This window comes from Polyangium fumosum, assembly GCF_005144585.1.
Lineage (GTDB): Bacteria > Myxococcota_A > Polyangia > Polyangiales > Polyangiaceae > Polyangium > Polyangium fumosum.
In genome coordinates this window covers 86,734-108,228 of record NZ_SSMQ01000023.1, presented here as the reverse complement: position 1 = coordinate 108,228, position 21,495 = coordinate 86,734, and the positions used below count along the sequence as shown (strand labels likewise).

Sequence of the window (21,495 nt, the reverse complement as noted above, 5' to 3'; positions counted from 1 at the left end):
CGCGGGACGAAGGCGCGGGAAGAACCATGAGGGTCGCGGCGCACGTATTCGAGGCGCCTGTCCGTGGGCGAATTCCGTCCTCGTCTCGCGAACGCTTCTTCACGCATTCCATTTGGTGACCCCCACTACGTGCTTTGGAGCATCGTAGGGGGCCGGATGGCTTGGCGCGGGCGGCCGATGAGGTGGTTCGCCCGCGTCGACGTGGGGGAGGGTGCGTGATGGGCGAGCGGTATCTCGTGGGATGGGCGGTGATGGTTTCGGCGGGGCTCCTCGTGGGGGCCGCCGGTTGCGCGCGGGGGACGACACGTCCCGTCGTGGAGGAAAACGTCACCGGCAGTGGAGGCGGAGGCGGAAGCGGTGGCGGAGGCGGGAGCGTGGGCAGCGGCGGCAGCGGTGTCGCAGGCGGCAGCGGCGGCAGCGCGTGCATCCCCGAGATTTGCAACGGCGTCGACGACGATTGCGACGGCGTGGTCGACGAGGAGAGCCCGGGCGTCGGCGACGAATGCAACACGAGCGCGCCGGGCGTGTGCAGCGCGGGCGCGCTCGTTTGCCATGGCAACACGGGGCTCGTTTGTGTCCAGACGGCCTCTCCTTCCGTCGAGATCTGCGACGGCCTCGACAACGACTGCAACGGCGTGATCGACGAGGACAACCCCGGCGGCGGCGAGACGTGCGATACGGGCGAACCCGGCGCGTGCGCGGAGGGCATCCGCACGTGCGCCGCGGGCGCGCTCTCGTGTGCGCCCCTGGCCTCTCCGCAGGACGAGATGTGCGGCAACCTCGTCGACGACAACTGCGACGGCGTGGTGGACGAGGGGTGCAGCGTGGGCCCGCCGGCTTGCGCGCACGACCCGTGTACGCCCGGCGGCGAGCTCGATCCGCTCTGCGACCCCTGCGTGAACGCCGTTTGCCTGATCGACAAGACGTGCTGCAAGTTGTCGTGGGACGTCTTCTGCGTGGGCACGGCCCAGGTACATTGCAATTGCCCCTGAGGCGCGTTCGATTCGCGGACGTCGGCCGTCAGGGCGGCGGCAGGGCGCAGGCGCCGGCCTCGGCGTGGCAGAGGCCATTGACGCAAAAGCCGCTGCACTCCGCGTCCGCGCTGCAAGCCTTTCGCGCGCACGTCAGCACCTGCGGGGCACACGCGAAATTCGCCGGACAATCGCCGTCCACGGCGCACGGATCCGGCTCGCACCGGTGCCCCGGCGAGCAGTGCTCCGCGGGCAGGCACGCCGCGTCCGAGGTGCAGCCGGGCAAACACTCGGGTTCACCGCAGCTACACGGCGCCTTCGCGCAGATCGTCATGGGATCCTGCGCGGCGCACGCCGCGTCCGTCGTGCAGGGGTTCGGCGGGTCGTAACAGATCCCGCACGGGAGCTGCTCGCCCGGCGACAAGCAGAACTCGCCTCCCTGGTTGCAATCGGCGCTCGTGCGGCATTCCCCAGGCCCGAGCACGTTCCCGCCGCCGCTGCCGCCTGCGCCGCCGCTGCCGCCGCTGCCGCCCGCGCCGCCTGTGCCACCGCTGCCGCCTGTGCCAACCATGCCGCCGCTGCCACCCATGCCGCCTGCGCCGCCGCTGCCGCCCGCGCCGCCGTCTCCGCCGCCACCGCTCCCGTCACACGCGTTCGCCACGACCGCGGCGAGCACGAACATGGCCAGGGTCATCGTTCGTCCCATCGTGTGTCCTCCGCCTTTCAATTGGGTTTGGGCCCGCATCCGGGGCGCAGCCCATCGCACGGGCCGTGCCGTGGGGAAGGGGCGAGCATCCGGGGTGCGCGATGCGTCCCGTCCGGCTAGGATGGCCGCCGCCTTGGACACCCGCGTCCCGTCTCGCCGCTCCGACGCCCTCTTGCAGCTCGCCGCCTTCGTGGTCGTCGTCGCGGCCCTCCACGCGGCCGCGAGCGTGCTCGTGCCGATCATGATGGCGCTCCTGCTCGCCGTCGTCAGCGCTCCGCCGCTCACGTGGCTCGAGAGGCGGCGCGTCCCCGAGCCCGTCGCCGCGACGCTCGTCCTGCTCGCGAACATCGCCGTCCTCAGCGCCGGCGCCTCCGTCGTCGCGAGCTCGGCGACCGAGTTCGGCGAGGCCGTGCCCCGGTACCAGGCCCGCCTCGACGTCATCGCCGTGGATCTCACGACCTGGCTGCGCGCGCACAACGTCCACGTCCCGAGGGGCGCCATCACGCAGATGCTCTCGCCGGGCACGGTGCTCTCGTTCGGCGCCGGGATGATCCGGGATCTCGCGGGGCTCGTCTCGAACATCTTCATCGTCCTCTTGATCCTCGGCTTCATGCTCTTCGAGTCGCGCACGTTCTCGCGCAAGCTCCGCGCCCTCGCGGGCGCGCGCGGCGGCTACGTGGGGCTCTTCCCCGGGATCGTGGGCGACGTGCAGAACTACCTGTTCATCAAGACCGTCGTCAGCATCGCGGTCGGCCTCCTCGCGGGCCTCATCGTCTACGTCCTCGGCGTGGATTTCGCGCTGCTCTGGGGCCTCGTCGCGTTCCTCTTGAACTACATCCCCAACGTGGGCGCGATCATCGCCGGGGCGCCGCCGGTCTTTTTCGCGCTCCTCTCGCACGGCCCGGGACGGGCGCTGGCCGTCTCGGCCGGGTTTCTCGTGGTGCACACGGTGCTCGGCAACATCCTCGAACCTGCGTGGATGGGGCGCAGGCTCGGGCTCTCGGCGACCGTGGTCTTTCTCTCCCTCCTGTTCTGGGGGTGGTTATGGGGACCGGCCGGCATGTTCCTCTCGGTGCCCCTCACGATGGTGGCGCGGATCCTCCTCGAAGGGAGCGACAAGACGCGCTGGATGGCCATGCTACTCGATTCGAACGCGCCCGCCGATCCGCCGGCCGGTCCGCCGAGCGCGCCGGTGAGCGCCAAGGCCGCGCCCGTCGCGGAGGAGCCAAAGGACGATGAGCGAGCGTGAGCGGAGCCATTGGGCGTGGGGGTACACGGACGCTTTTCCGGACGAACCTGGGCGGGAGGCCCTCGCCGCGCAGGTCGGCGCCCTCCTCGGCCGTGCATTTTCCCTGCGGCCTTTGCCGACCCTCGAATCCGCGCGCCTGCCGGAGCCTCGCGTCCTGCCGCCGACGTCCCTCGCGCCGATCTCCTCGGCCGCGCCGAAGGACCGGATCCACCACACGTACGGCAAGGGGTATCGTGACCTCGTCCGGGCCTACCGTGGTGATTTTTCGGTCGCCCCCGACTGGGTGAGCTTTCCCCAGTCCGAGGAGGACATCGAGCGATTGCTCGCCCATTGCGCGGCCGAGGGCATCGCCGTGATCCCGTACGGCGGCGGCACGAGCGTCGTCGGGGGCGTCGAGGCAAGCGTGGGGGATCGCCCGCGCGGCGTGGTCTCGCTCGACCTGCGGCGGCTCGATCGGGTGCTCGACATCGAACCCGTCTCGCGATCGGCGCGCATTCAGGCCGGCGCGACGGGCCCCGTCCTCGAAGAGCAGCTCGCCCCGCACGGGCTCACGCTCCGCCATTTCCCGCAGAGCTTCGAATTCTCGACCCTCGGCGGCTGGATCGCGACGCGCGCGGGCGGCCATTTCGCGACGCTGTACACCCATATCGACGATCTCGTCTCCTCCGTCCGGATGATCACACCCGCCGGCACCTGGGCGAGCCGCAGGCTGCCCGCCTCGGGCGCGGGGCCGAGCCCGGATCGGCTCGCGCTTGGCTCCGAGGGGATCCTCGGCGTCATCACGGAGGCGTGGGTGCGCCTGCAGGCGCGGCCCCGGTACCGGGCCTCGGCGAGCGTGACGTTCCCGCACTTCGCGGACGGCGCCCGCGCGTGCCGTTTGCTCGCGCAATCGGGCCTGTATCCCTCGAATTGTCGCTTGCTCGATCGCACGGACGCCCTGCTCGGCGGCGTGTTCGTCGACGGCGGGGCCGTGCTGCTCCTCGCCTTCGAATCGGCGGATCACCCGCTCGGGCCCTCGATGAACCGGGCCCTCGAGATCACGGCCGAGGCAGGCGGCGTGTGTCCCGAGGGACCGGTGTTCCGCGAGGAGCGCGGCGAAGGGGCGCGGGCGCAGGCGACGTACAAGCAATCGTTTTTCCGCGCGCCGTATCTGCAGAGCGCGCTCGTCTCCCTCGGCGTCCTCGCGGACACGTTCGAGACGGCGTGCACGTGGGACAGGTTCGAGGCGCTCGACGTCGCCGTGCACGAGGCCGTGCTCCCGGCATTGCAGCGTACTCTGGGCGGCGGCATCCTCGCGCGACGTTTCACCCACGTGTATCCGGACGGCCCCGCGCCGTATTACACGTTCCTCGGCCCCGCGCGGGAAGGCCACGAGCTGGAGACGTGGGCGGCCATCAAGGACGCTGCGAGCCACGCGATTCTCGCCTCGGGCGGCACCATCACGCACCATCACGCCGTCGGCCGTGTGCACCGCCCCTACTTTCGCGCCGAGCGGCCCGAGCCATTCGAACGCGCGCTCCGCGCCGCGAAGCGCGCCGTCGATCCTGCCGGCATCATGAACCCCGGCGCGCTCTTCGAGCCCGACGAACGCTGATTTTTCATTGTTCTCGGCATTGGAATCGGCGGGTGCGCGGACGTAGGCCGCGCGAGCGCGCCGCGCCGCACGCATTTGCTCGTACGAGTCCCACGCGGGTGCTAGAGATTGCATTGATATGGGGGGAACGATGCATTCTCGTGAGAACGCGAGGGGTTCTTCGCGCGTGGTCGTGCGGGGCATTCTATCGCTCTTGGTCCTCTCGGGCGGGCTCTTCCAATCGGCAACCGGCCTCTGCCGCGAGCCCTGGGAGGTCACGGTCCCGCCGCCCATCACGCCCGATCGGGGCGCGGAGGAGGTGGTCGAAGGCGGCGTGGCGGCGACCGTGCTCTTCGCCTCGATCGGCATTGGGCTCGGCGCCGCGGCGGCGACGCTCGACGCCGAGAGCGAGCGGCTGCGGGCCGATCCCTGCCGGAGCTGTCCCGGCGGTTTCAATGACATGCAGCGCGACATGGCGTTCCTCGCGAACGCCTCGATCCTGTCGTTCGTCGGCGCCGGCGTCGCCGGCCTGGGGACGGCCCTGTATGCCATTCAAATCGAGGACGACGTGAGGACCGCGAAGAAAAAAGAAATCGTCCCGCAGGCGATCGTGCGCTTCCAAGGCGGGCTCCTCGGCGTCCAGGTCCTCTTCTGACCGAGGCGTACATCCGGTTCTGACTTTTGGGGGGTACGATCGTCATGGCGCGTAAACACGTTGGACGGGACTGCTTGTGGATCGTGGCTTGCGCACTTATCGGCTACGGCTGCGTGGTCGAGGGCGAATACCTCGAGGATGTCGTGCCGTCCGGGCCCGATCTGGGCGCCAGCGCGCTCGCGTCGCGCTGCGGGGACGGCGTTCGCCACGACAAGGAGGCATGCGACGACGGCAACACCGCGCCGGGCGACGGCTGCGACGCGGCGTGCGCGGTCGAGCCCTGCTGGGTATGCCAGGAGCCGCTCCCGGGCGCGCGCAGCACGTGCGGCCCGCAATGCGACGCGGCCGCCGGGCAATCCTGCGTCATGGGCGCGTGCGTGAGCTGCAGCGACGGCCTCCGCAACGGCCTCGAGACCGACGTCGATTGTGGCGGCTCCTGCGGCCCGTGCACCCAGGGCCTCGCCTGCGGGGCGGCCGGCGATTGCGCGACCGGCTACTGCACGGGCGGCGTGTGCTGCAACGAGGCGTGTGGCGCCGCGTGCGTCCGCTGCGACCTCGAAGGCGCCGTGGGCATCTGCGCCTACGTCCCGGAGAACGAGACCCACGAGGCCCAGGCGTGTGGCGGCGGCACCTCCGTCTGCGACGGCAAGGGCGCGTGCAAGAGCGTCGCCAGCCAGACGTGCACGAAGGGCATCGAATGCCTGAGCGGCAAGTGCCTCCGCGGCGCTTGCCAGTAGAGCGTCTTTGGGCAGGGCGCGCTCCCGAGGAAGGGGCGCGCCCTCGCGGTTATCCCCGCACGGGGAACGCGTCCCGAAATTCTTGCATCGCCCGGACCTCGTCCACCTGGTGGACGAAGCCCGTGGCCGCGCGAAATGCCTCGCTGTCGACCACGACCGGGTATTTGATGTGCGCGAGCGCGCCCGGCGGCAGCCGCGGCAGGCCGAAGCGGCCGAGCGCCGCGCGGAACGCGATTTCGGGGAGCGGAATGGGCGATCGCCCCGTCCCGCGAACGACCACGGAGAGCGGCACCGGCTGCGGCCCGGCGACGTTGTAGACGCCCTGCACCCGCTTTTCGAGCGCGAGGCAGATCGCCGTCGTCACGTCCTCCTCGTGCATGAAATGAAAGAGCGGATCGAATCCGAGGACCATGGGCACGTGCCGCCCGCGCAGGAACGTGGCGAGCGTGCCGTGCCCCGTGGGCCCGAGCGTGTACGCCATGCGCAGGACCGTCGTGCACAGATTGGGCAGCCGCCAGAGCGCCGTGCACGCATACAGATCGGCCGCGACGAGGTCCGACAGCTCCGGGAAGGTGGTCACCGCCATCGGCGGGTCCTCTTCCTTGTGGTACAGCGGCGAATCGGCGGCCGCGCCATAATAGGTGTGTCGCCCGACGAAGATCGCGTGCTCGACACCCCAATCGCGGCAATGCTCGAAGACGGCGCGCGTGCCGCCGAGGTTGATCTTGTAGCGCTCCGCGGTCTTCTCCACGAGGTGCGTGACGGTGGCCATGTGAATGACCGCCTGGGGCCGCCTCTTGCGGAAGACGTCCTCGGCCGCGCGCTTGCGGATATCCACGTTGTGGAGCTCGATGCCGGGCGGCGCGTCGTGCCACGGCCGGCGATCGATCCCGATGACCTCGTGCCCCTGCTCGAGCAGGCGGCGCGCGACGCGCTGACCGAGCACGCCCCCGATGCCGGGAATGAGAACCCTCATCGCTGCTCCTCTTTCGTGCTGCCCGGCTCACCCTCGATCCGGGCCTCGTCCTCTGCCCCGCGCGACCAGGCGAGCGCCTTGCGCCGCCTCTCCCGGCCCACCTCGATGAGGCCGGCGATCCGCTGCTTCACCTCCTCGACGTAGCCCTCGATGACCTCGTCCTCCTCGGTCCCCGACCCTTCGAATGTCATGGGCGCCGAATACGTGAGCTCGAGCCGCACGGGCGCCGGGAGCGCGACGCCCCAGGGCGTGATCGGGACGTAGGGCGCGCCGAAGAGCTTTCCGAGGGCATACGAATTCGCGATCGTGGGAATGGCCTCGCCGCCGCCGACGAACCCGAACGGAATGATGGGCGTGCGCGTCTTCATGGCGAGGCGCATGAAGCCCGATCCGAAATGGACGAGCGTGTTGCGCTCGGGATAAAGCTTGGCGGTGCCACGGGCGCCTTCGGGGAAGATCATGAGCAGCCGATCGTCGTGCAGCAGGTGCTCGGCCGTCTCCACGAGCCCGGTGAGCTGCCCGCTGCGCGTGGCGAGGAGCCCCATGAACGGCGTTTGGGCCATGAACTTCTCGGCCATGCCCTGGGCGAGCCGGGGGGGCTCGAGCTCGAAGAAGCAGGACGTGATCACCATGGCGCCGTCGATCGCGATGCCGCCCGAGTGGTTGCCGACGAGCATGGCGCGGCCGCGGGCGGGGACGTGCTCGATGCCCTCGACGCCGACGGTGAAGTAATGGCGGTAGAAGAACCGGAAGGCCGTGAACAGCCGAGCGAGGTGCTGCTTCGAGGCGCCGTAGGGATCGACACCGTAGGTGTTGAAGGGCAGCTCGAGGCGGTCGACGCGGGCGGCGATCTCCGGATCGATGAGCAAGGACACAGGGTTTCTCCAGACGGAGGGGGCGAGGGAGAATAGGCGGAAGGCGAGGCGCGAGGCAAGGGAAGATCACGCTTCGCGAGGCGGGCCGGCGCACATGCGTCCTGTGACCGGCTCTTTCGACGGCGGCTTCGCGGGGAGGGACCTCCTTCGATTTCTGCTCGTGATAGACTCGCCCGATCGGAGCCACGGCAAAGGCAAAGGAGGCCTACAATGAAGGAGTTCATGAAGCTCAAGGCGGCGCGGTGGGAGCGCATCCTGTCGCACCCGTTCTTCGATTGGCTGCATTCCGACGCGGTGCCGCTCGAGGACAAGGTCCTGATCGCGCCCATCATGACCGTGTTCGTGATGAACTTCCGCGACGCGAGCCGGTATTTCATCCGCTTCCCGAAGCCGCGAAACCGCTTCGAGGAGGCGCTGAACGGCGGCACGCGCGAGGACGAGACCCACTCGCGGCTCTTCCTGGAGGACTGGAGCAAGATGAAGCTCGACGAGCGCCTCGGCTTTCGCGCGAGCGATATGCTCTGGTGGCTCTTCCTGTCGAAGGAGAACGAGCGATTCCGGTATTTCGTGCTGGAGTTCGGTCGGCTCGACGTCGAGGACGCGGGGGATCCGCTCGTCCGCTTCACGCACTCCGAGGCCGGCGAGGCCGCGGGGAACGCGTTTTTTCATCACATGGCGAAGGTCACGAGCGAGATCGAGGCGAAGACGGGGCTCCGGTACATCTACTACGGCAATCACCACCTCGACCGGGAGCCGGGGTTCGTCTGGGGATCCAAAGGCGTCTTCGACGACGAGGTCCTCGACGAGCAGCAACGGCCGCTGGCGATGCGCCTGTCGAACCGCATGTTCGACCTCTTCGAGCAGGTCCACGATTGCTTCCTGGACTACGGGCGCACCTTCATGGAGCCGGGCGTGCTCCCGAAACGACCCCGCGCCGAGGAGATCACGCCCCGCGCGGCGTCCGTGCCGAGGGAGCGGCCTTCGTACGAGGTCGAGCTCGAGCAGCCCATGGCGCTTTATCACGAAGATGTCCTTCGCGTCATCGAGGAGCGAAAGGCGCAGGCGGCGCGGCATCCTTTTTATGCGTGGCTGCGTGAGGAGACGAGCGTCTCCCCGCGGGAAAAGCTCATGCGGCTGCTCCCGCTATGGGTGCCCGACATCATGGGCTACCGCGATCTCAACCGATACGCGGTCCGTTATCCCGAGCCCCGGACGCCGAAGGAGCGGCGCATCAATGAATGGTGTGACGACCTGGAGACGCACAGCGCGCTCTTCCTGAACGACTGGCAGGCCCTCGGAATGGACGAGGTCCTCGGGTGGAAGGCGAAGGACACGTTGAAGTTCCTGTTCCTCGATCCGCAGGTCGAGACGCACCGGAAAAACCTCGCGACGTTCGCGAAGCTCGCCATGGGCCACCGGGATCCGGCGATGCTGTTCTGGTTCGTCGCGGCCCTGGAGGCGAGCGGGCACGCGTTCTTCGAGAACGTGAAGCGGCTCGCGGAGGTCGTGGAGAAAGAGCACGGAATCCGGCTCGATTACCTCTGCGATCGGCACGACGTGGCGCATGGCGCGCGCGGCGAGCGCCTGCCGCGAAGCGCGTTCATCACGAGCGAGCGCATCACGACGGCCGAGCGCGACGTGGCCATTGGCATGGTCGATACCATCTTCGACGCGCTGGAGGAGCATCTCACGATTTCGCTCGACGCCGCGCGCTCGAACAAGCTCGGCATTCCGAGCGAGCGCGGCGCGGCCTGAGGCTGCAAAGCGTCGACGTTTCGACGCCCGCCTCGTTCAGCCCTTCGCCGCCGCTTTCATGGCCTGGACGTCCGCGAGGATGACCTGCGCTTCCTCCTCGCTGAGGAACTTCGCCTTGCGGGCCACCCACAGGATGCCCTCTTCCGTGGTCGACGCGATGGTCCACGGGAAAATCACGCGCGTGAGCGACTGCAGCGTCTTCACGGTCGCGCGGATCGCGCCCGCCTTGAGCCCCTGACCCTCGATGATGAACGCGTGCGCCAAAATGTGCTTCTCGAGCGCGCGTGTCGCCTGGCCGAGCGCGTTCGCCGCGGAGCGCTCGGGCGCGCCATGATCGGCGCTGGTGACCACGATGAAGATGCTCCCGCCCGGGTGCGCCTGCATGATTTTCGACCCGCGCTCGTTCACCTGGACGGCCGCCGGCAACGTCGGCGCCTGCTTCCACAACACGACGAGGACGGGAGGACGCCACCCCATGGCGACGGCAGGTTGGTCGTAGACGATCTCCACGGCCCGGAAGGCTAGCAGGAGACGCGGCCCCGGAAAAGGATCGCGTACGACGCGTCGCCGGGGTTCGTCGGTGGTCCTTACAAAACCTCGAGGGGCAGACCGGGCGAGGGGCCGAGCGCAACATCGCCCCAGCGAACGATGGCCGAGCCCGAGCTCGACGCGCTGCCGACGGTGTGCAGGAGGACCAGATCCCCGCGCCGAATCGGCAGCTCGGCCGCGGCCGTATACAGGTTCACGGGCATCAGCGCAGGGCCGCAGTTCGCATAACGCGGAAAGGTGTCGATGGTGCGCGCCCGATCGAATTCGAGGACGCGCGCGCAAAACGAGGCATACCACGCGGTCGGGGTGTTCACGACGAGCCAGTCGATGTCCGACATCCGGAGCCCCGCCTTTTCGAGGGCCATATCGGCCGTCTTCCGGAGATACGGCTCGGAGACCTGGCGCAGGACCTTGCTCGCGCTCCGATCCGAGCGGAGCCGGACCACCTGCTTGCCGCGCTTCGGATCGTCGACGACGTCGAGCAGGAAGGCCTTGCACGTCTCGGCGCTGTGCAGCATCGCCGAGGCGACGAGCCCTTCGCCCGCAGGCACCTCCGAGACCACGAACGCCCCGGCGCCGTCGCCCGAGAACCACGACATCGTATCGTGCTCCTCGACCGATCGCGAATACGTGCACGAGACGACGCCGAGCACGTTCCGGTATTGCCCCGCGCGCACGAGCGCGCACGCGGTCTCGAAGAGGGCGAACGCGCCCGAGCACGCGGTCTCCAGGTTCCACGCAGCCGAGCGGAGGCCGAGCTCGCCGGCGAGGAACGTGGCGTGGCCGATTCCCATCACGTCGTGAAAGAGCGAGCACGCGATCACGAGATCCACCTCCGCACGCTCGATTCCAGCGGCCTCGAGGGCCATCGTCGCGGCGCGTGTCTCGAGCGACATCGCATTCTCGTGCGGCAGGAGCACGCGCCGCTCCCGGGCGCCGCGGAACGGGTCGTCGAGGTATTTCGCCATTTCGGCGTCGAACGCGTCCGGATTCTCGCGTGGCTCCTCGGGCGCCGCCCACACGTTCCGTTTCTCCACGGCCGCGCCGAGCATCTGCGGATAATGGCGGCGCCAATAATCGTTCGTCTTCAGGCCACCGGGGAACGTGATGGCGAGCGATCGCATCCCTGCGGAGGTAGTCATGGGGAAAAGCTCTCCTTGGCGGTTTGCGCCTCCAGGCTTCGGACACGGCTCGTGATGGGCGGTCGTTCCTCCGGGTCCACCCGGACGTCCACCACGAAGGGTTTTCCCGCAGCGAGCGCTGCCCCGAGCGCCGCTTCGAGCTCCTCCTCCCGCTCGACCCTCGCCCCGAGCGCCCCGAGCCCCCTTGCTACCAGTGAAAAATCCGTATCGGGCAGCGTCGTCTCCACCGGATCGTACCCCGACGCGCGCATGCCGTGCTCGACGATGCCGTATTGGCGATCGTTCAAGACCACCCATATCGCCGGGATGCCGTACCGCACGGCCGTGCTCACCTCCTCCAGCATGAGCATCGAGCCGTCGCCCACGAGCGCGACCGCCGCCTTGCCCCGCGCGCGCGCGGCCCCGAGCACGCCCGTCGTCGCGTGGCCCATCGATCCGAAATGGAGCCCCGAGCGATAGCGCCCCGGCTCCTGGAACCGGAGCACGTGGTTGCCCCACACGAATGCGCTGCCCGCCTCCGTGAGCACGGGCGCGTCGGAGGATTCGACCACGACGCGTTGCACCGCCTCGAACAGGAATCGCGGCCGGACCGCCCCTTCCGCGAGCGGATCCAGCGGCGCGGGCCTCGGCATGGGGGGCAGCGCGGGCGGCGCTCCTTCCCGCGCCGGCAGCCGCGGGAGCAATGCCGATAAAAAGGCGCCGATCTCGGCCTGCACGCCAAGCGTCTCCGCCGAGGGATAGGCCGCGCCGAACACCGCGGGATTGACGTCCACGTGAAGGAAGCCGCGCGGGGGCACGAGATCCTGCCGCCAGAACGACGTGCATTCCCAAAGGCGCGTGCCGAGGACGAGGGTGCGGCGGATGCCCGCGGCCTTCAGGCACGACGCCACGCGCGCATGGCTCCCGACGCCCGTGGTCCCGATGGAGAGCGGGTGATCCTCGGGGAAAATGCCCTTCGCGCGCGGCGAGCACATCACGAGCATCGAGCGCCGCTCGGCGAGGGCGCGGACGAGCGGAACGGATTTTCGCGCGCCATAACCCACCCATAACGCGCAGGGCTCTTCCGTGAGGATCTTCGCCACGGCGTCGAGGGCCTCGGCGGACGGGGCCGGGCCGGGCAGCGCATTCGTCTCGGCGAGGGCCGGGCCCTCGAACATCGCCGACTGCATGCTCAGCGGCAAATGGATGTGCGCGACGAACCCCTCCACGGCCTGCGCGCCGACGGCCAATCGTCGCAGGATGACCGGCAACTGGGCGGGATGCTCCAGGGTCGTCGCGTAGTGGAAGAGAGGGCCGTCGCAGAGCAGGCCCGCGGGGAGCGTCCGCGCGGTCGTCTCCTGGGCGGCGCCGCGGTCGCGCTGCGAGGGCGAGGTGCCGCCGGAGACGAGCACGACCTTCGCGCCCTCGATGCGAGCGGCGGCGAGCCCCGTGATCGCATTCGTGATCCCAGGGCCGGCCGTCGCGAAGACCACGGTCGGCTGATCCTTGGCGAGGCTCTCCTCGAGCGCCGCGAACGCCGCGCCGGACTCGTGGCGGCAGTGCAGGACGCGCACCCGGCTCCGCGCGAGCGCGTGGCAGAACGGGACGATGGAGCCGCCGCCGAGACCGTACGCGACCTCCACGCCGAGGCTCGCGAGGAACGCGGCCAGGACCTCGGATACGGACGCGCGGGGCGCCCCGGGCCCGAAGGGAGGGATCGGTGGAGATGCGTGGTGCATGAGGGAGACCCGGACGGGCAATCATACGCCTCGGCCACGTACGGCTCAAACTTGCTCGAGGGTCCGGCAGACGCTCCGCGTGGCGAGGTGAGCGGGGATGCCCGCCTGCACGACATCCAAACCACGCTCCTCACGATCGGTGGAGTTTGCCGAATCGGCGCGCGTAAAAAACGTTCGCGGGGACCGATGAGTTTTTCGGGGGCGGGTGGTCCATGGGGTGTGTCGACGGCGCGGGGGACCGGGCCGCCGAACCCGAAACGGACTGGAAGCCGGAGGAGAACGAAGATGGTGACGACTGCTCTTGTGTCCGAGCGCCCGATGGAGCCCGTGTCGACGAAGAGGGCCTGGACCGGACGTATCCTCAGCGGCCTCGCGGTGGCGTTCCTGCTCTTCGACGTTTCCCTCAAGCTGATGGCGCCGCCGGAGGTGCTCACGGCCCACGAACAGCTCGGTTTTCCCCCGGGCCTCGCCCGCAGCCTCGGGAGCCTGCTCCTCGCGTGCGTCGTGACCTACGTGATTCCGCGGACCTCGTTTCTCGGGGCGATCTTGTTGACGGGGTATCTCGGCGGCGCGATCGCGACGCACGTGCGCGTCGGCAATCCGCTCTTCAGCCATGTCCTGTTTCCGGTCTATGTCGCCGCATTCCTCTGGGGAGGGCTCTTTTTGCGGGACGCGCGCCTACGCGAGCTCTTCTTGCCGCGCCGGTAATCGGTTGGGCTGCAATCGACCGTAGGTCATCGTGCGCCACACCCACTCCATCGGCCCGAAGCGGAAACGCGCGAGCCATGCGTGCGCGAAGATCACCTGCAGCGTGAAGATGCCGAGCGTGATCGGGAGCGTCCACCACACGTGGATACGGCCCGCGAGCCCGAGCCCCCAGCCATAAAAGACGAACGTGCTCAGGAGGCTCTGGCCGAGGTAGGTCGAGAGCGGCATCCGGCCGACGGGCGCGAAGAGCGAGAGGGCGCGGCGCCACGCGGGCCGCTGCATCAAGAGGACCACGGCGGCCGCGTATCCGGCCGCGAGCAGCATGACCCCGAGCTCCGCGACAGGGCCGAGCGCGAGCCCGACGAGCTCCGGAATGACGACGCCGCGGCGATGGAGGAGCATGCGCACGGGATGGATCGCGGAGCCGAGGAGGCCGAGCCCGAGGCCCCAGCCGAGCAGCTTGCGGAAGAACGGGAGGCGCGCCTCGGCCTCTTGAAAGATCCTCGTCGTGCCGGCCCAGGCGCCCACGAGAAATCGCCCGACGAGCCACACGAAGTACCAGATCCAGATGAAGCCCACGTGATAGATGGCCTGCTTCACGTGCAGCACCGTGAGCAGGCGGCGATCGTGACCGAGGATCGCCGCGTACACGTCGGCACGGAACGCCATGAAATCGGGCGGCGCGGGCGTGTAGGCCCGCAGGGCCTTGAAGATCGGGGGAATGGAGCAGACGAACGCCGGGACGACCGTGAGAAAGAGGCCCCACGCGAGCAGCTTCCAGCCGCGCACGCGGCGGAAAAGGAGGAGGCCGAAGCCGGCGATCGCGTATCCCCACAGGACATCACCCCACCAGAGCAGGAGCACGTGCGAGACGCCGATCAGCGCCATCGCCGCGAGCCTGCGGACGTGGAGCGGCACCACGCTGTGCCCGCGCGCCTCGGCGCGCTCGAGCTGCACGGAGAAGCCCAGGCCGAAGAGCATGGTCAGGAGCGCCATGGCCTTTCCGTCGACGAAAAGGCCGAGCAAGAAGAGGAACACCTTGTCGACGGTGTCCGTCTGCGCGAGGGCCACCTCGCGCGGCATGAACGCGATCGCGCTGAACCACGGCACGGTGTTCGCGAGCAGCACGCCGTAGAGCGCAAAGGCGCGTACCACGTCGAGGACCACGACGCGCTCCACGGCGGCGATGGGCGCGAGCTCCGTGGTATTCGGTTTCGCTGGTTCGGGATCGCCCTGACCGGTCTCCGTCATCGGCGCAGCATACACGTTCGCGTCCGCGACGAGCAAGGCGGCCGGCACCATTCCTGCGGGGACCACATTAGGTTTGCCCCATGCCCCTCCAGCACCTCCTCGGCGCAGCGCTCGCAATCGCCCCGCATGGGAGTTCTTTGCCCATCTCCCCGGTCCTCTCCGAGCTCCTCACCTTTCATCCGGGGTGGATCACCCAGAGCGTGACCACGCACGATCCCGCGGGGGGAAACGACGATGGATTCCGCGCGGGCGTCGCCGTGGAGGGAGATTTTCGGGTTCTTTTTCATGCGCGCGGGGAGGGGAGGATCACCCGGATCTGGATCACGGCGCCGCGGAAGGAGCTCGAACAAGAAGGCCAGGAGCTCTGGATCGAGGTCGATGGGCAGACCACGTTCCGCGGAGACCCGCGTGATTTCTTCGAGGGACGAGGCCCGTGGACATCCCCGCTCGTCCTCGGCGTCGACGCGAGCTCCGGGGCATTCACGAGTTACGTGCCGTTCGCGTATTCCCGCGAGGCCAAGGTGCGGTATCGCGGCGTCGCTCTTTATCATCAGATCACCTACCGCGAGGGGCCCGGATCCGCGGCAGGCCCGGACGCCGCGGCGCTCTCCCGGTTCCTGCGCGAGGACTGGACGGAAGAGCCGCCGGCGTGGAGCCCCGGGAGCACACTCGGACCCGGGACGACGCGTATTGTCGCCACGGGCCCGACCACGGTCTCCCGGCTCTTCGTCGAGCTGCCGGCCGCGCGCCTCGGGGATCTCCGGGTGCGCATCGGGGAGCAGCCCCCCGTGCCCGCGTCCTTCTTTTTTGGGCTCGCCAGCAAGCGGGACGCGGTCGACGAAGGGTGGGTCACGTTCCGCAGCGCGCTGCATGCCGCGTGGAAGAGGGGCGCTTTGGGGCGGGTCGCGACACGCCTGCCCATTCCGCTCGCCGCGGGGGAGGCGCTTTCGCTCGAAGCGGCGTCCGAGGACCCGATCGAGGAAATCAAGGTCGCCGCGGATCTCGCGGAGGCCCGGCCCGGCGTACGGCTCGCCGCGCAATATCGCGATCAGGCGGCGCCCGGGCGCGAGACCACCCTGCCCATGTTCGAGAGCGACGAACCCCTCCAGTTCGTGGCGCTGCTGGAGAACCTCGACGAAGGCCTGCGCGGCGATCGCCGGTACCTGGAGGGCGACGAGATGATCCGGACCGACGGCATGCGCTTCCCGGTGCAGCACGGGACCGGCACCGAGGATTATTACAATGGCGGCTGGTACTTCCTCGGGGCCCACGCGAACCCGTTGAGCGGCCAGCTCCGTTTCCTCGTCACGGATCCCGAGGACGAATGGAAGCGCGCGAAGTTCGAGCATTCCCTCTATCGCCTGCACGTGCCCGACCCGCTCGTGAGCCGCTCCGGCATGCGTTTTGGCTTCGAGGTCGGTCCCACGGGCGCCTACACGCCGCTGCGCGTGCGTTCGCTCGGGCTCGCGTACGTGTTCTCCGGGATCCGCGCGATCGGGGAGCAAAGGGCGTCGATCCGGGCGACGCGCCTCCGGACCTCGGCCGTCGACGCCGAGCGGGACACGCCCGTCCAAACCTTCCCGGTGCGGGAGCGCCGCGGCGTCACGCGGATCCTTTTGCATTGCCCCTCCGAGGACGCCCGCGCGCTCTTGCTCGTCCGCTCCTACGCGCAATCGCGAGGGCCGCAGGAGGCGCGCGTGCGGCTCGACGGAAAGGACGTCGGCACCTTCTTCGAATCCCAGCAAAACAAGGCCCGCGCGTTCGCGGAGGACGCGCTCTGGATCGAGCTTCCTCCCGGGGCCTGCGCGGCCGGCAAGGGGGCCGTCGTCGAGGTCGACGCGACGGAGTCCCCGGAGCCCTTCAGCGAGAGCAGCTACCTTTTGCGATATTTCACCGGCGCCGGATGGCCCACGCTTTCGCAGGGGCGAAACGTGAAGATCCTGGATACCGGGTCCCTGCCCGAGGGGCCCCATTACGTCAACGATCACTCGTTGATCGAGCTCGCCGATGGGCGATGGTTGCTCACGGGCATCTTCCACAAGGAGCCTTACGAGGGCCTCGACGAGCGCGCGTTCATCCACACCCTCGCGGACGGCCCGGGGCCCGCGCGCTGGTACGAGGCCTCCGCGCCGAGCTTTTCGATCGCCCCTCCGCGCTTCACGCTCCGCGCCCAGCACGACGAGCCCTGGATCTGGGCCCCCCACCTCGCCCGGGATCACGACGGCAGCCTGGTCATGATGTACCACGTGGGCGCGCGCGACCACGATCGCGCCGGTTTCCGCATCGCGCGCTCCACGAACGGGACGAGCTTCACGCGCGCCGGGGGGACCCTGTTCGAGGACCTCTGCATCGCCCGGGATCCGATGCTCGTTCGATTCGCGAATCTCTGGGTCGCCTATTATACGCGCTGCGCATCCAAGGACCGCCGCCTGAGCGGCGTCGCGTACCGCACGTCGCTCGATCTCGCGACATGGAGCGAGCCGCATTTGGCCTTGACGCTCGGGCCGGACACGATCCGGCACGACAGCGGTCATACGGAGTCGCCGTTCGTGTTCGAGCGAAAGGGCTGGTTTTACCTGACGGTGACCAGTTATCCGACGGCCTGGGACGCCACGTTCGTGTATCGCTCGCGCTCGCCGTTCGCGTTCCCGAGCGAGCCCGTCGCGCGGCTCTCGGCGCACGCAGCCGAGTGGATCGCCGAGGGAGGCGATTTCGATGTGGGGCGCCTGTTCTTCACGCACGCCGGTGCAGGGCAGGGGGGCGTCTTTTTGCAAGAGCTTTTGGGCCTCTGACTCGTGTTTTGCCAATTTTTGTAGGGAATGCCCGCCTCGCTGCTGCTGCTGCTGCTGCTGCAGCGCATGTCGACAACCTCCCCAGCCGTTGCCGACAAGCCCGGCGCGCACGTCGACAACCTCCCCAGCCGTTGCCGACAAGCCCGGCGCGCATGTCGACAACCTCCCCAGCCGTTGCCGACGAGCCCGGCGCGCACGTCGACAACCTCCCCAACCGTTGCCAACAAGCCCAGCGCGCATGTCGACAACCTCCCACCCGTTGCCAACAAGCCCGGCGCGCACGTCGACAACCTCCCCACCCGTTGCCAACGAGCCCGGCGAGCATGTCGACAACCTCCCTAACCGTTGCCGACAAGCCCGGCGCGCATGTCGACAACCTCCCCAACCGTTGCCGACGAGCCCGGCGAGCATGTCGACAACCTCCCCAGCCCTTGCCGGCAACCACGGTGCGCATGTCGACGAGCCCGGCGAGCGTGCCTTCGACCTCTCGTGCCGCTGCCGCTGCCGCTTCCGTCGGCGAAAGGCGCGTCAGAGCGCCGGCCTCACTCCCTGACGACCCGCCGCCGGACCAGAAACCCGGCGCCCACGACGAAATGCATCAGCACGAACGCGCCAACCCCCGCGGCGACCCCCGCGAGCAGCCCCTTGGAAGACAGCTCCAGCCGCATGATCAAGAACCCGAGCCCCAGGAACCCGAGCCCCCCGAGGCCGGAGATCCAGGGGACACGGGCCGGCGCCTCGCTGTACGGACCGCTGCCGACGAGCTCGAGCCCGTCCCGCTCGCCGAGGGCCCGCGCGAAGCGGAGCGAGGCGACGTCGAGCCGCACGTGCCCCGCCACCTTCCGCAGCCGCACCGAAGGCTCGTGGCGCTCGCAATGGGGAATGGCGAGCGAAACGCCCACCCTCGCATCCGCGTACGCCCGCGTCCGCGCAGCGGGCGCGCCGCAGGTGCAGCAGATCGCCGGCAATTCCCCCGGCGAGCCTCGCAAGACGACCCCGAACGAAGGCGTGTCGTCCACGCGATCCGGCGGCGTGAGCACGAGGTCACCTCGCTCGACCTCGACGAACCGCTTGCAGTGGCCGCATTGGTACCCCGCGCAATCGCGCTGCGACAACCCCAGGACGAGCCCGCCGCACGCCGGGCACGCCGCGGCGTACGAATACATGAACGCGGCGACGATCAAGAAGACGACGCCGAGCGCGAGCAGCACGGCGACGATCCACGTGATCCACGAGGGAAAGAGGATCACCGGCAAGAAGGCGACCCCGAAGCGCGCGCCGGCCCAGCCGAGATCGTACACGAGGCCCGCGCGGGAGCGTCGCAGCGTCATTCGGGCAGCGGGATGAACTCGACGTCGTCGCCCGGGATCTTCGGGAAACGTTGCTCGCGCCAGTCGGCCTTCGCGCGGTCGAGGCGCTCCTTCGAACTCGAAACGAAGTTCCAGAAGATGTGCCGCTCGCCGTCGATGCGCGCGCCGCCGACGAGCATGACGTTCGACGCCTCGAGCGCCTGGAGGCTCACGGACGCGCCCGGGCGCAGCACGAACATCGTGCCCTCCGTGAACGTCTTGCCGCTGCACGCGACGCTGCCGTCGACCACGTACACGGCGCGCTCCTCGTGCTCATCATCCACGGGCAAGCTCGCGCCAGCATCGAGCCGCGCGTGGGCGTAGAGCGTCGGCGAGAGGACGCCCGTCGGCGCCTTCGCGCCGTACGCGGTCCCCGCGATGATGTGCAGCTCTGCGCCGGGGCGGTTCACGAGCGGGATCGTGCTCCGCGGGTGATGCTCGAAGCGCGGCTCGATCTCCTCGTCCTTTTGCGGCAGCGCGACCCACGTCTGGATCGCGTGGATCCGCCCGCCGCTCGCCTTCACCTCGGGGGATGTGCGCTCCGAGTGCACGACGCCGCGCCCCGCCACCATCCAGTTCACGTCGCCCGGCCGGATCGTCTGCTCGGAGCCGACGCTGTCGCGGTGCACGAACGCCCCCTCGAAGAGGTACGTGATCGTCGCCAGCGCGATGTGCGGGTGAGGCCGCACGTTGAGCCCCTCGCCCGGCGGAAACGCCACGGGGCCGATGTGATCGAAGAAGATGAACGGCCCCACGAGCCGCCGCATCATCGACGGCAACACCCGCCGCACGACGAAGCCCCCGAGGTCCCGCGGGCGCCCTTCGATCACGAGATCGATCCCGCCGTCTCCACCCTTGCACTCCGGATCCGCGTCGAGATGGCGGCTCATCAAGTTCTCCTCGGTACGTGTTCCACGGCGGCAGCATACCTCGACGAACCTTCGCTGCGATAGTCGCCTGTCTTCGCCTCGCCGTCGTGGCCGGCATCCCGCGCCTCCTGCGGCAGCGGCAAGGTGACCGTGAACGTCGCCCCGTGATCACTGCCCGCGCTCTCGGCCTTCACGGTGCCCCCGTGCATCTCGACGAGGTGGCGCACGATGGCGAGCCCGAGCCCGAGCCCGCCCTGCGGCCTCGACGCCGAGCTGTCCGCCTGCCGGAAGCGATCGAACACGTACGGGAGAAACCCGGCGCTGATGCCCTTTCCGGTGTCCCGCACGATCAGGTGGACGAAGCCCTCGTCCCGCGTGATCTCCACCTCGACGCGCCCGCCGCGCGGCGTGAACTTGATCGCGTTCGCGAGCAGGTTCCAGAGGATCTGCCGCAGCCGATCGGGATCCCCGAAGACCGGAATGGACGAGCGCTCGGGCGTGACATGGAGCTCGATGCCCTTCGCCAGCGCGGCGGGGCGAACCACGTCGAGCACCGCCTGCACGACGTCCCCGAGATCCATGCGCCGCTGCGCGAGCCCGAGCTTGCCCGTGATGATGCGCGAGACGTCGAGCAGATCGTCGATGATCCGCATCTGCGTCCGGACGTTCCTGTCGAGGGCGCCGAGCGCGCGCTTTCGTGTCTCCGCGTCGCACTCGCGCGTCGCGAGGACCTGCGTCCAGCCCATGATCGCGGTGATCGGCGTGCGCAGCTCGTGCGAGACCAGGCTCAAGAACTCGTCCCGCAGCCGGCTCGCCTCCTCGGCTTGCCTGCGCGCCGCTTCAGCCTGCGCGCGCGCCTCCTCGGCCTGCCTGTGCGCCTCTTCGGCTTGCCGCCGCGCGCCCTCGGAGGCCTTGTAAAGCCGCGCGTTGTCGATCGCGACCGCAGCCTGCCCGGCGATGCCAACGACGACCCGCTCGTCCCGCTCCGTGAACACGCGCGGCTCGGCGTGCCCGAAGAAGAGCGCGCCGAGCACCTTCCCGCAGCGCGACACGACCGGGACCACGAGGCAACTGCGGACCGGCAGTGGTGCCCGCGGCGCCCCGTGATGCAGCGGGGGGTTCCCATAACGGGCATCCACGTGAAGATCGTCGACGCGCACCACGCGCTCGCTCGTGGGCGTGGACAGCACGGGGAAACGAGGGAGCGGGAGGCGCTCGAATCGTTCACGCGGGATGCCGGCGAGCGAATAGAGCGTCAGGGGCTCTCCGGCCTGCCCGGCGTAAAAGAAGGCGCCGAACTGCGCGTCCGTCAGCACGGTCGCCTCGTCCGTCAGCTTCTCCACGAGCTTGTCGAGGTCGAGCTCGGCCGCGAGCGCGGCGCCGATGCGCTGGAGCGTCTCATTGATCCGGATCTCTTCGCGCAGGCTCCGCTCGGCGCTCCGCTTCCTGCTATCGGAAAAGTAGGCGTCCAGGACCACCCCAGCGAGGCCCCTCGCGAGGTGGTGCAGCGGTCGCACCCGCCGGTCTGGCGGGCACAAAGTCCTCCCCATGGACGTGCCTTCCCCCGTCTCCAAGTTTGCCGATCGCTCGGTTCCATTTCCTCCGGACGCAGCGCCCGAG

At 69.2% G+C, this 21,495-nt stretch carries 18 protein-coding genes; 8 read left to right on the top strand and 10 right to left on the bottom strand.

The annotated features are described in order from the left end of the window. Window positions 1-218 precede the first annotated feature (218 nt). Window positions 219-992, top strand: a complete 774-nt coding sequence (locus E8A74_RS22505; protein WP_136931105.1) for a MopE-related protein — start codon at window positions 219-221, stop codon at window positions 990-992. A gap of 28 nt (window positions 993-1,020) precedes the next feature. On the opposite strand, the gene E8A74_RS54040 is transcribed toward E8A74_RS22505, so the two are convergent. Beyond that, entirely contained in the window at window positions 1,021-1,677 is a 657-nt protein-coding gene (locus E8A74_RS54040; RefSeq protein WP_211365425.1) for a hypothetical protein, read from the bottom strand. Between the two features lie 133 nt (window positions 1,678-1,810). Between E8A74_RS54040 and E8A74_RS22495 the strand changes: the two genes are divergently transcribed. The 4 genes from E8A74_RS22495 to E8A74_RS54900 all read left to right on the top strand — a co-directional run bounded on the left by E8A74_RS22495 (window position 1,811) and on the right by E8A74_RS54900 (window position 5,891). Next, window positions 1,811-2,926 (top strand): AI-2E family transporter, encoded by a 1,116-nt coding sequence (locus E8A74_RS22495; protein WP_170229292.1) that lies wholly within the window; start codon window positions 1,811-1,813, stop codon window positions 2,924-2,926. Beyond that, a complete protein-coding gene (locus E8A74_RS22490; protein WP_136931103.1) occupies window positions 2,913-4,520 on the top strand; it encodes an FAD-binding oxidoreductase in 1,608 nt (535 codons plus the stop codon). Before E8A74_RS22495 ends, E8A74_RS22490 begins: the two co-directional genes overlap by 14 nt. 130 nt (window positions 4,521-4,650) lie before the next feature. Further along, entirely contained in the window at window positions 4,651-5,154 is a 504-nt protein-coding gene (locus E8A74_RS22485) for a hypothetical protein (protein WP_136931102.1), read from the top strand. A 44-nt stretch (window positions 5,155-5,198) separates the two neighbouring features. Then, entirely contained in the window at window positions 5,199-5,891 is a 693-nt protein-coding gene (locus E8A74_RS54900; RefSeq protein ID WP_232379697.1) for a hypothetical protein, read from the top strand. A 49-nt stretch (window positions 5,892-5,940) separates the two neighbouring features. Here the strand turns inward: E8A74_RS54900 and E8A74_RS22475 are convergent, their stop codons facing one another. Both E8A74_RS22475 and E8A74_RS22470 read right to left on the bottom strand, forming a co-directional pair. Then, window positions 5,941-6,867, bottom strand: a complete 927-nt coding sequence (locus tag E8A74_RS22475) for an SDR family oxidoreductase (protein WP_136931101.1) — start codon at window positions 6,865-6,867, stop codon at window positions 5,941-5,943. Then, window positions 6,864-7,742: a lysophospholipid acyltransferase family protein gene (locus E8A74_RS22470; protein ID WP_136931100.1), complete on the bottom strand. Its 879-nt coding sequence runs from the start codon at window positions 7,740-7,742 to the stop codon at window positions 6,864-6,866. Before E8A74_RS22470 ends, E8A74_RS22475 begins: the two co-directional genes overlap by 4 nt. A 210-nt stretch (window positions 7,743-7,952) precedes the next feature. Here E8A74_RS22470 and E8A74_RS22465 point away from each other — a divergent pair, with 210 nt between their 5' ends. Further along, on the top strand, window positions 7,953-9,497 hold the full coding sequence (locus E8A74_RS22465; protein WP_136931099.1) for a hypothetical protein: 1,545 nt from the start codon (window positions 7,953-7,955) through the stop codon (window positions 9,495-9,497). Window positions 9,498-9,533: 36 nt separating this feature from the next. On the opposite strand, the gene E8A74_RS22460 is transcribed toward E8A74_RS22465, so the two are convergent. The 3 genes from E8A74_RS22460 to E8A74_RS22450 all read right to left on the bottom strand — a co-directional run bounded on the left by E8A74_RS22460 (window position 9,534) and on the right by E8A74_RS22450 (window position 12,906). After that, window positions 9,534-10,007: a hypothetical protein gene (locus E8A74_RS22460; RefSeq protein ID WP_136931098.1), complete on the bottom strand. Its 474-nt coding sequence runs from the start codon at window positions 10,005-10,007 to the stop codon at window positions 9,534-9,536. Window positions 10,008-10,084: 77 nt separating this feature from the next. Continuing rightward, on the bottom strand, window positions 10,085-11,188 hold the full coding sequence (locus tag E8A74_RS22455) for a 3-oxoacyl-ACP synthase III family protein (protein WP_136931097.1): 1,104 nt from the start codon (window positions 11,186-11,188) through the stop codon (window positions 10,085-10,087). Further along, window positions 11,185-12,906, bottom strand: a complete 1,722-nt coding sequence (locus E8A74_RS22450) for a thiamine pyrophosphate-dependent enzyme (RefSeq protein ID WP_136931096.1) — start codon at window positions 12,904-12,906, stop codon at window positions 11,185-11,187. Before E8A74_RS22450 ends, E8A74_RS22455 begins: the two co-directional genes overlap by 4 nt. 285 nt (window positions 12,907-13,191) lie before the next feature. Between E8A74_RS22450 and E8A74_RS22445 the strand changes: the two genes are divergently transcribed. Further along, window positions 13,192-13,614 carry a DoxX family protein gene (locus tag E8A74_RS22445; RefSeq protein ID WP_136931095.1) on the top strand — a complete coding sequence of 141 codons (423 nt, stop codon included), beginning with the start codon at window positions 13,192-13,194 and terminating at the stop codon, window positions 13,612-13,614. On the opposite strand, the gene E8A74_RS22440 is transcribed toward E8A74_RS22445, so the two are convergent. After that, window positions 13,585-14,916: a DUF418 domain-containing protein gene (locus E8A74_RS22440; protein WP_136931094.1), complete on the bottom strand. Its 1,332-nt coding sequence runs from the start codon at window positions 14,914-14,916 to the stop codon at window positions 13,585-13,587. The genes E8A74_RS22445 and E8A74_RS22440 overlap by 30 nt on opposite strands. Before the next feature lie 29 nt (window positions 14,917-14,945). On the opposite strand from E8A74_RS22440, the gene E8A74_RS22435 reads away from it, so the two are divergent. After that, window positions 14,946-17,657, top strand: coding sequence for a DUF2961 domain-containing protein (locus tag E8A74_RS22435; protein WP_136931093.1), 2,712 nt, complete (start codon window positions 14,946-14,948; stop codon window positions 17,655-17,657). 542 nt (window positions 17,658-18,199) lie between these two features. On the opposite strand, the gene E8A74_RS22430 is transcribed toward E8A74_RS22435, so the two are convergent. The 3 genes from E8A74_RS22430 to E8A74_RS22420 are packed head-to-tail and all read right to left on the bottom strand — an operon-like array spanning window position 18,200 to window position 21,353. Further along, window positions 18,200-18,988, bottom strand: coding sequence for a hypothetical protein (locus tag E8A74_RS22430; protein ID WP_136931092.1), 789 nt, complete (start codon window positions 18,986-18,988; stop codon window positions 18,200-18,202). Continuing rightward, window positions 18,985-19,896 (bottom strand): pirin family protein, encoded by a 912-nt coding sequence (locus tag E8A74_RS22425; RefSeq protein ID WP_136931091.1) that lies wholly within the window; start codon window positions 19,894-19,896, stop codon window positions 18,985-18,987. The genes E8A74_RS22430 and E8A74_RS22425 overlap by 4 nt, the downstream gene beginning before the upstream one ends. Next, on the bottom strand, window positions 19,896-21,353 hold the full coding sequence (locus E8A74_RS22420) for a GAF domain-containing sensor histidine kinase (protein WP_170229291.1): 1,458 nt from the start codon (window positions 21,351-21,353) through the stop codon (window positions 19,896-19,898). Before E8A74_RS22420 ends, E8A74_RS22425 begins: the two co-directional genes overlap by 1 nt. Window positions 21,354-21,495: the final 142 nt, after the last annotated feature.

Excerpts from the sequence above, each read along its gene's own strand:
- E8A74_RS54900 (WP_232379697.1), top strand. The coding sequence starts at position 5,199 with ATGGCGCGTAAACACGTTGGACGGGACTGCTTGTGGATCGTGGCTTGC.
- E8A74_RS22490 (WP_136931103.1), top strand. The coding sequence starts at position 2,913 with ATGAGCGAGCGTGAGCGGAGCCATTGGGCGTGGGGGTACACGGACGCT.
- E8A74_RS22430 (WP_136931092.1), bottom strand. The coding sequence starts at position 18,988 with ATGACGCTGCGACGCTCCCGCGCGGGCCTCGTGTACGATCTCGGCTGG.
- E8A74_RS22445 (WP_136931095.1), top strand. The coding sequence starts at position 13,192 with ATGGTGACGACTGCTCTTGTGTCCGAGCGCCCGATGGAGCCCGTGTCG.
- E8A74_RS22455 (WP_136931097.1), bottom strand. The coding sequence starts at position 11,188 with ATGACTACCTCCGCAGGGATGCGATCGCTCGCCATCACGTTCCCCGGT.
- E8A74_RS22505 (WP_136931105.1), top strand. The coding sequence starts at position 219 with ATGGGCGAGCGGTATCTCGTGGGATGGGCGGTGATGGTTTCGGCGGGG.
- E8A74_RS22475 (WP_136931101.1), bottom strand. The coding sequence starts at position 6,867 with ATGAGGGTTCTCATTCCCGGCATCGGGGGCGTGCTCGGTCAGCGCGTC.
- E8A74_RS22435 (WP_136931093.1), top strand. The coding sequence starts at position 14,946 with ATGCCCCTCCAGCACCTCCTCGGCGCAGCGCTCGCAATCGCCCCGCAT.
- E8A74_RS54040 (WP_211365425.1), bottom strand. The coding sequence starts at position 1,677 with ATGGGACGAACGATGACCCTGGCCATGTTCGTGCTCGCCGCGGTCGTG.
- E8A74_RS22465 (WP_136931099.1), top strand. The coding sequence starts at position 7,953 with ATGAAGGAGTTCATGAAGCTCAAGGCGGCGCGGTGGGAGCGCATCCTG.
- E8A74_RS22425 (WP_136931091.1), bottom strand. The coding sequence starts at position 19,896 with ATGAGCCGCCATCTCGACGCGGATCCGGAGTGCAAGGGTGGAGACGGC.
- E8A74_RS22450 (WP_136931096.1), bottom strand. The coding sequence starts at position 12,906 with ATGCACCACGCATCTCCACCGATCCCTCCCTTCGGGCCCGGGGCGCCC.
- E8A74_RS22440 (WP_136931094.1), bottom strand. The coding sequence starts at position 14,916 with ATGGTGCCGGCCGCCTTGCTCGTCGCGGACGCGAACGTGTATGCTGCG.
- E8A74_RS22485 (WP_136931102.1), top strand. The coding sequence starts at position 4,651 with ATGCATTCTCGTGAGAACGCGAGGGGTTCTTCGCGCGTGGTCGTGCGG.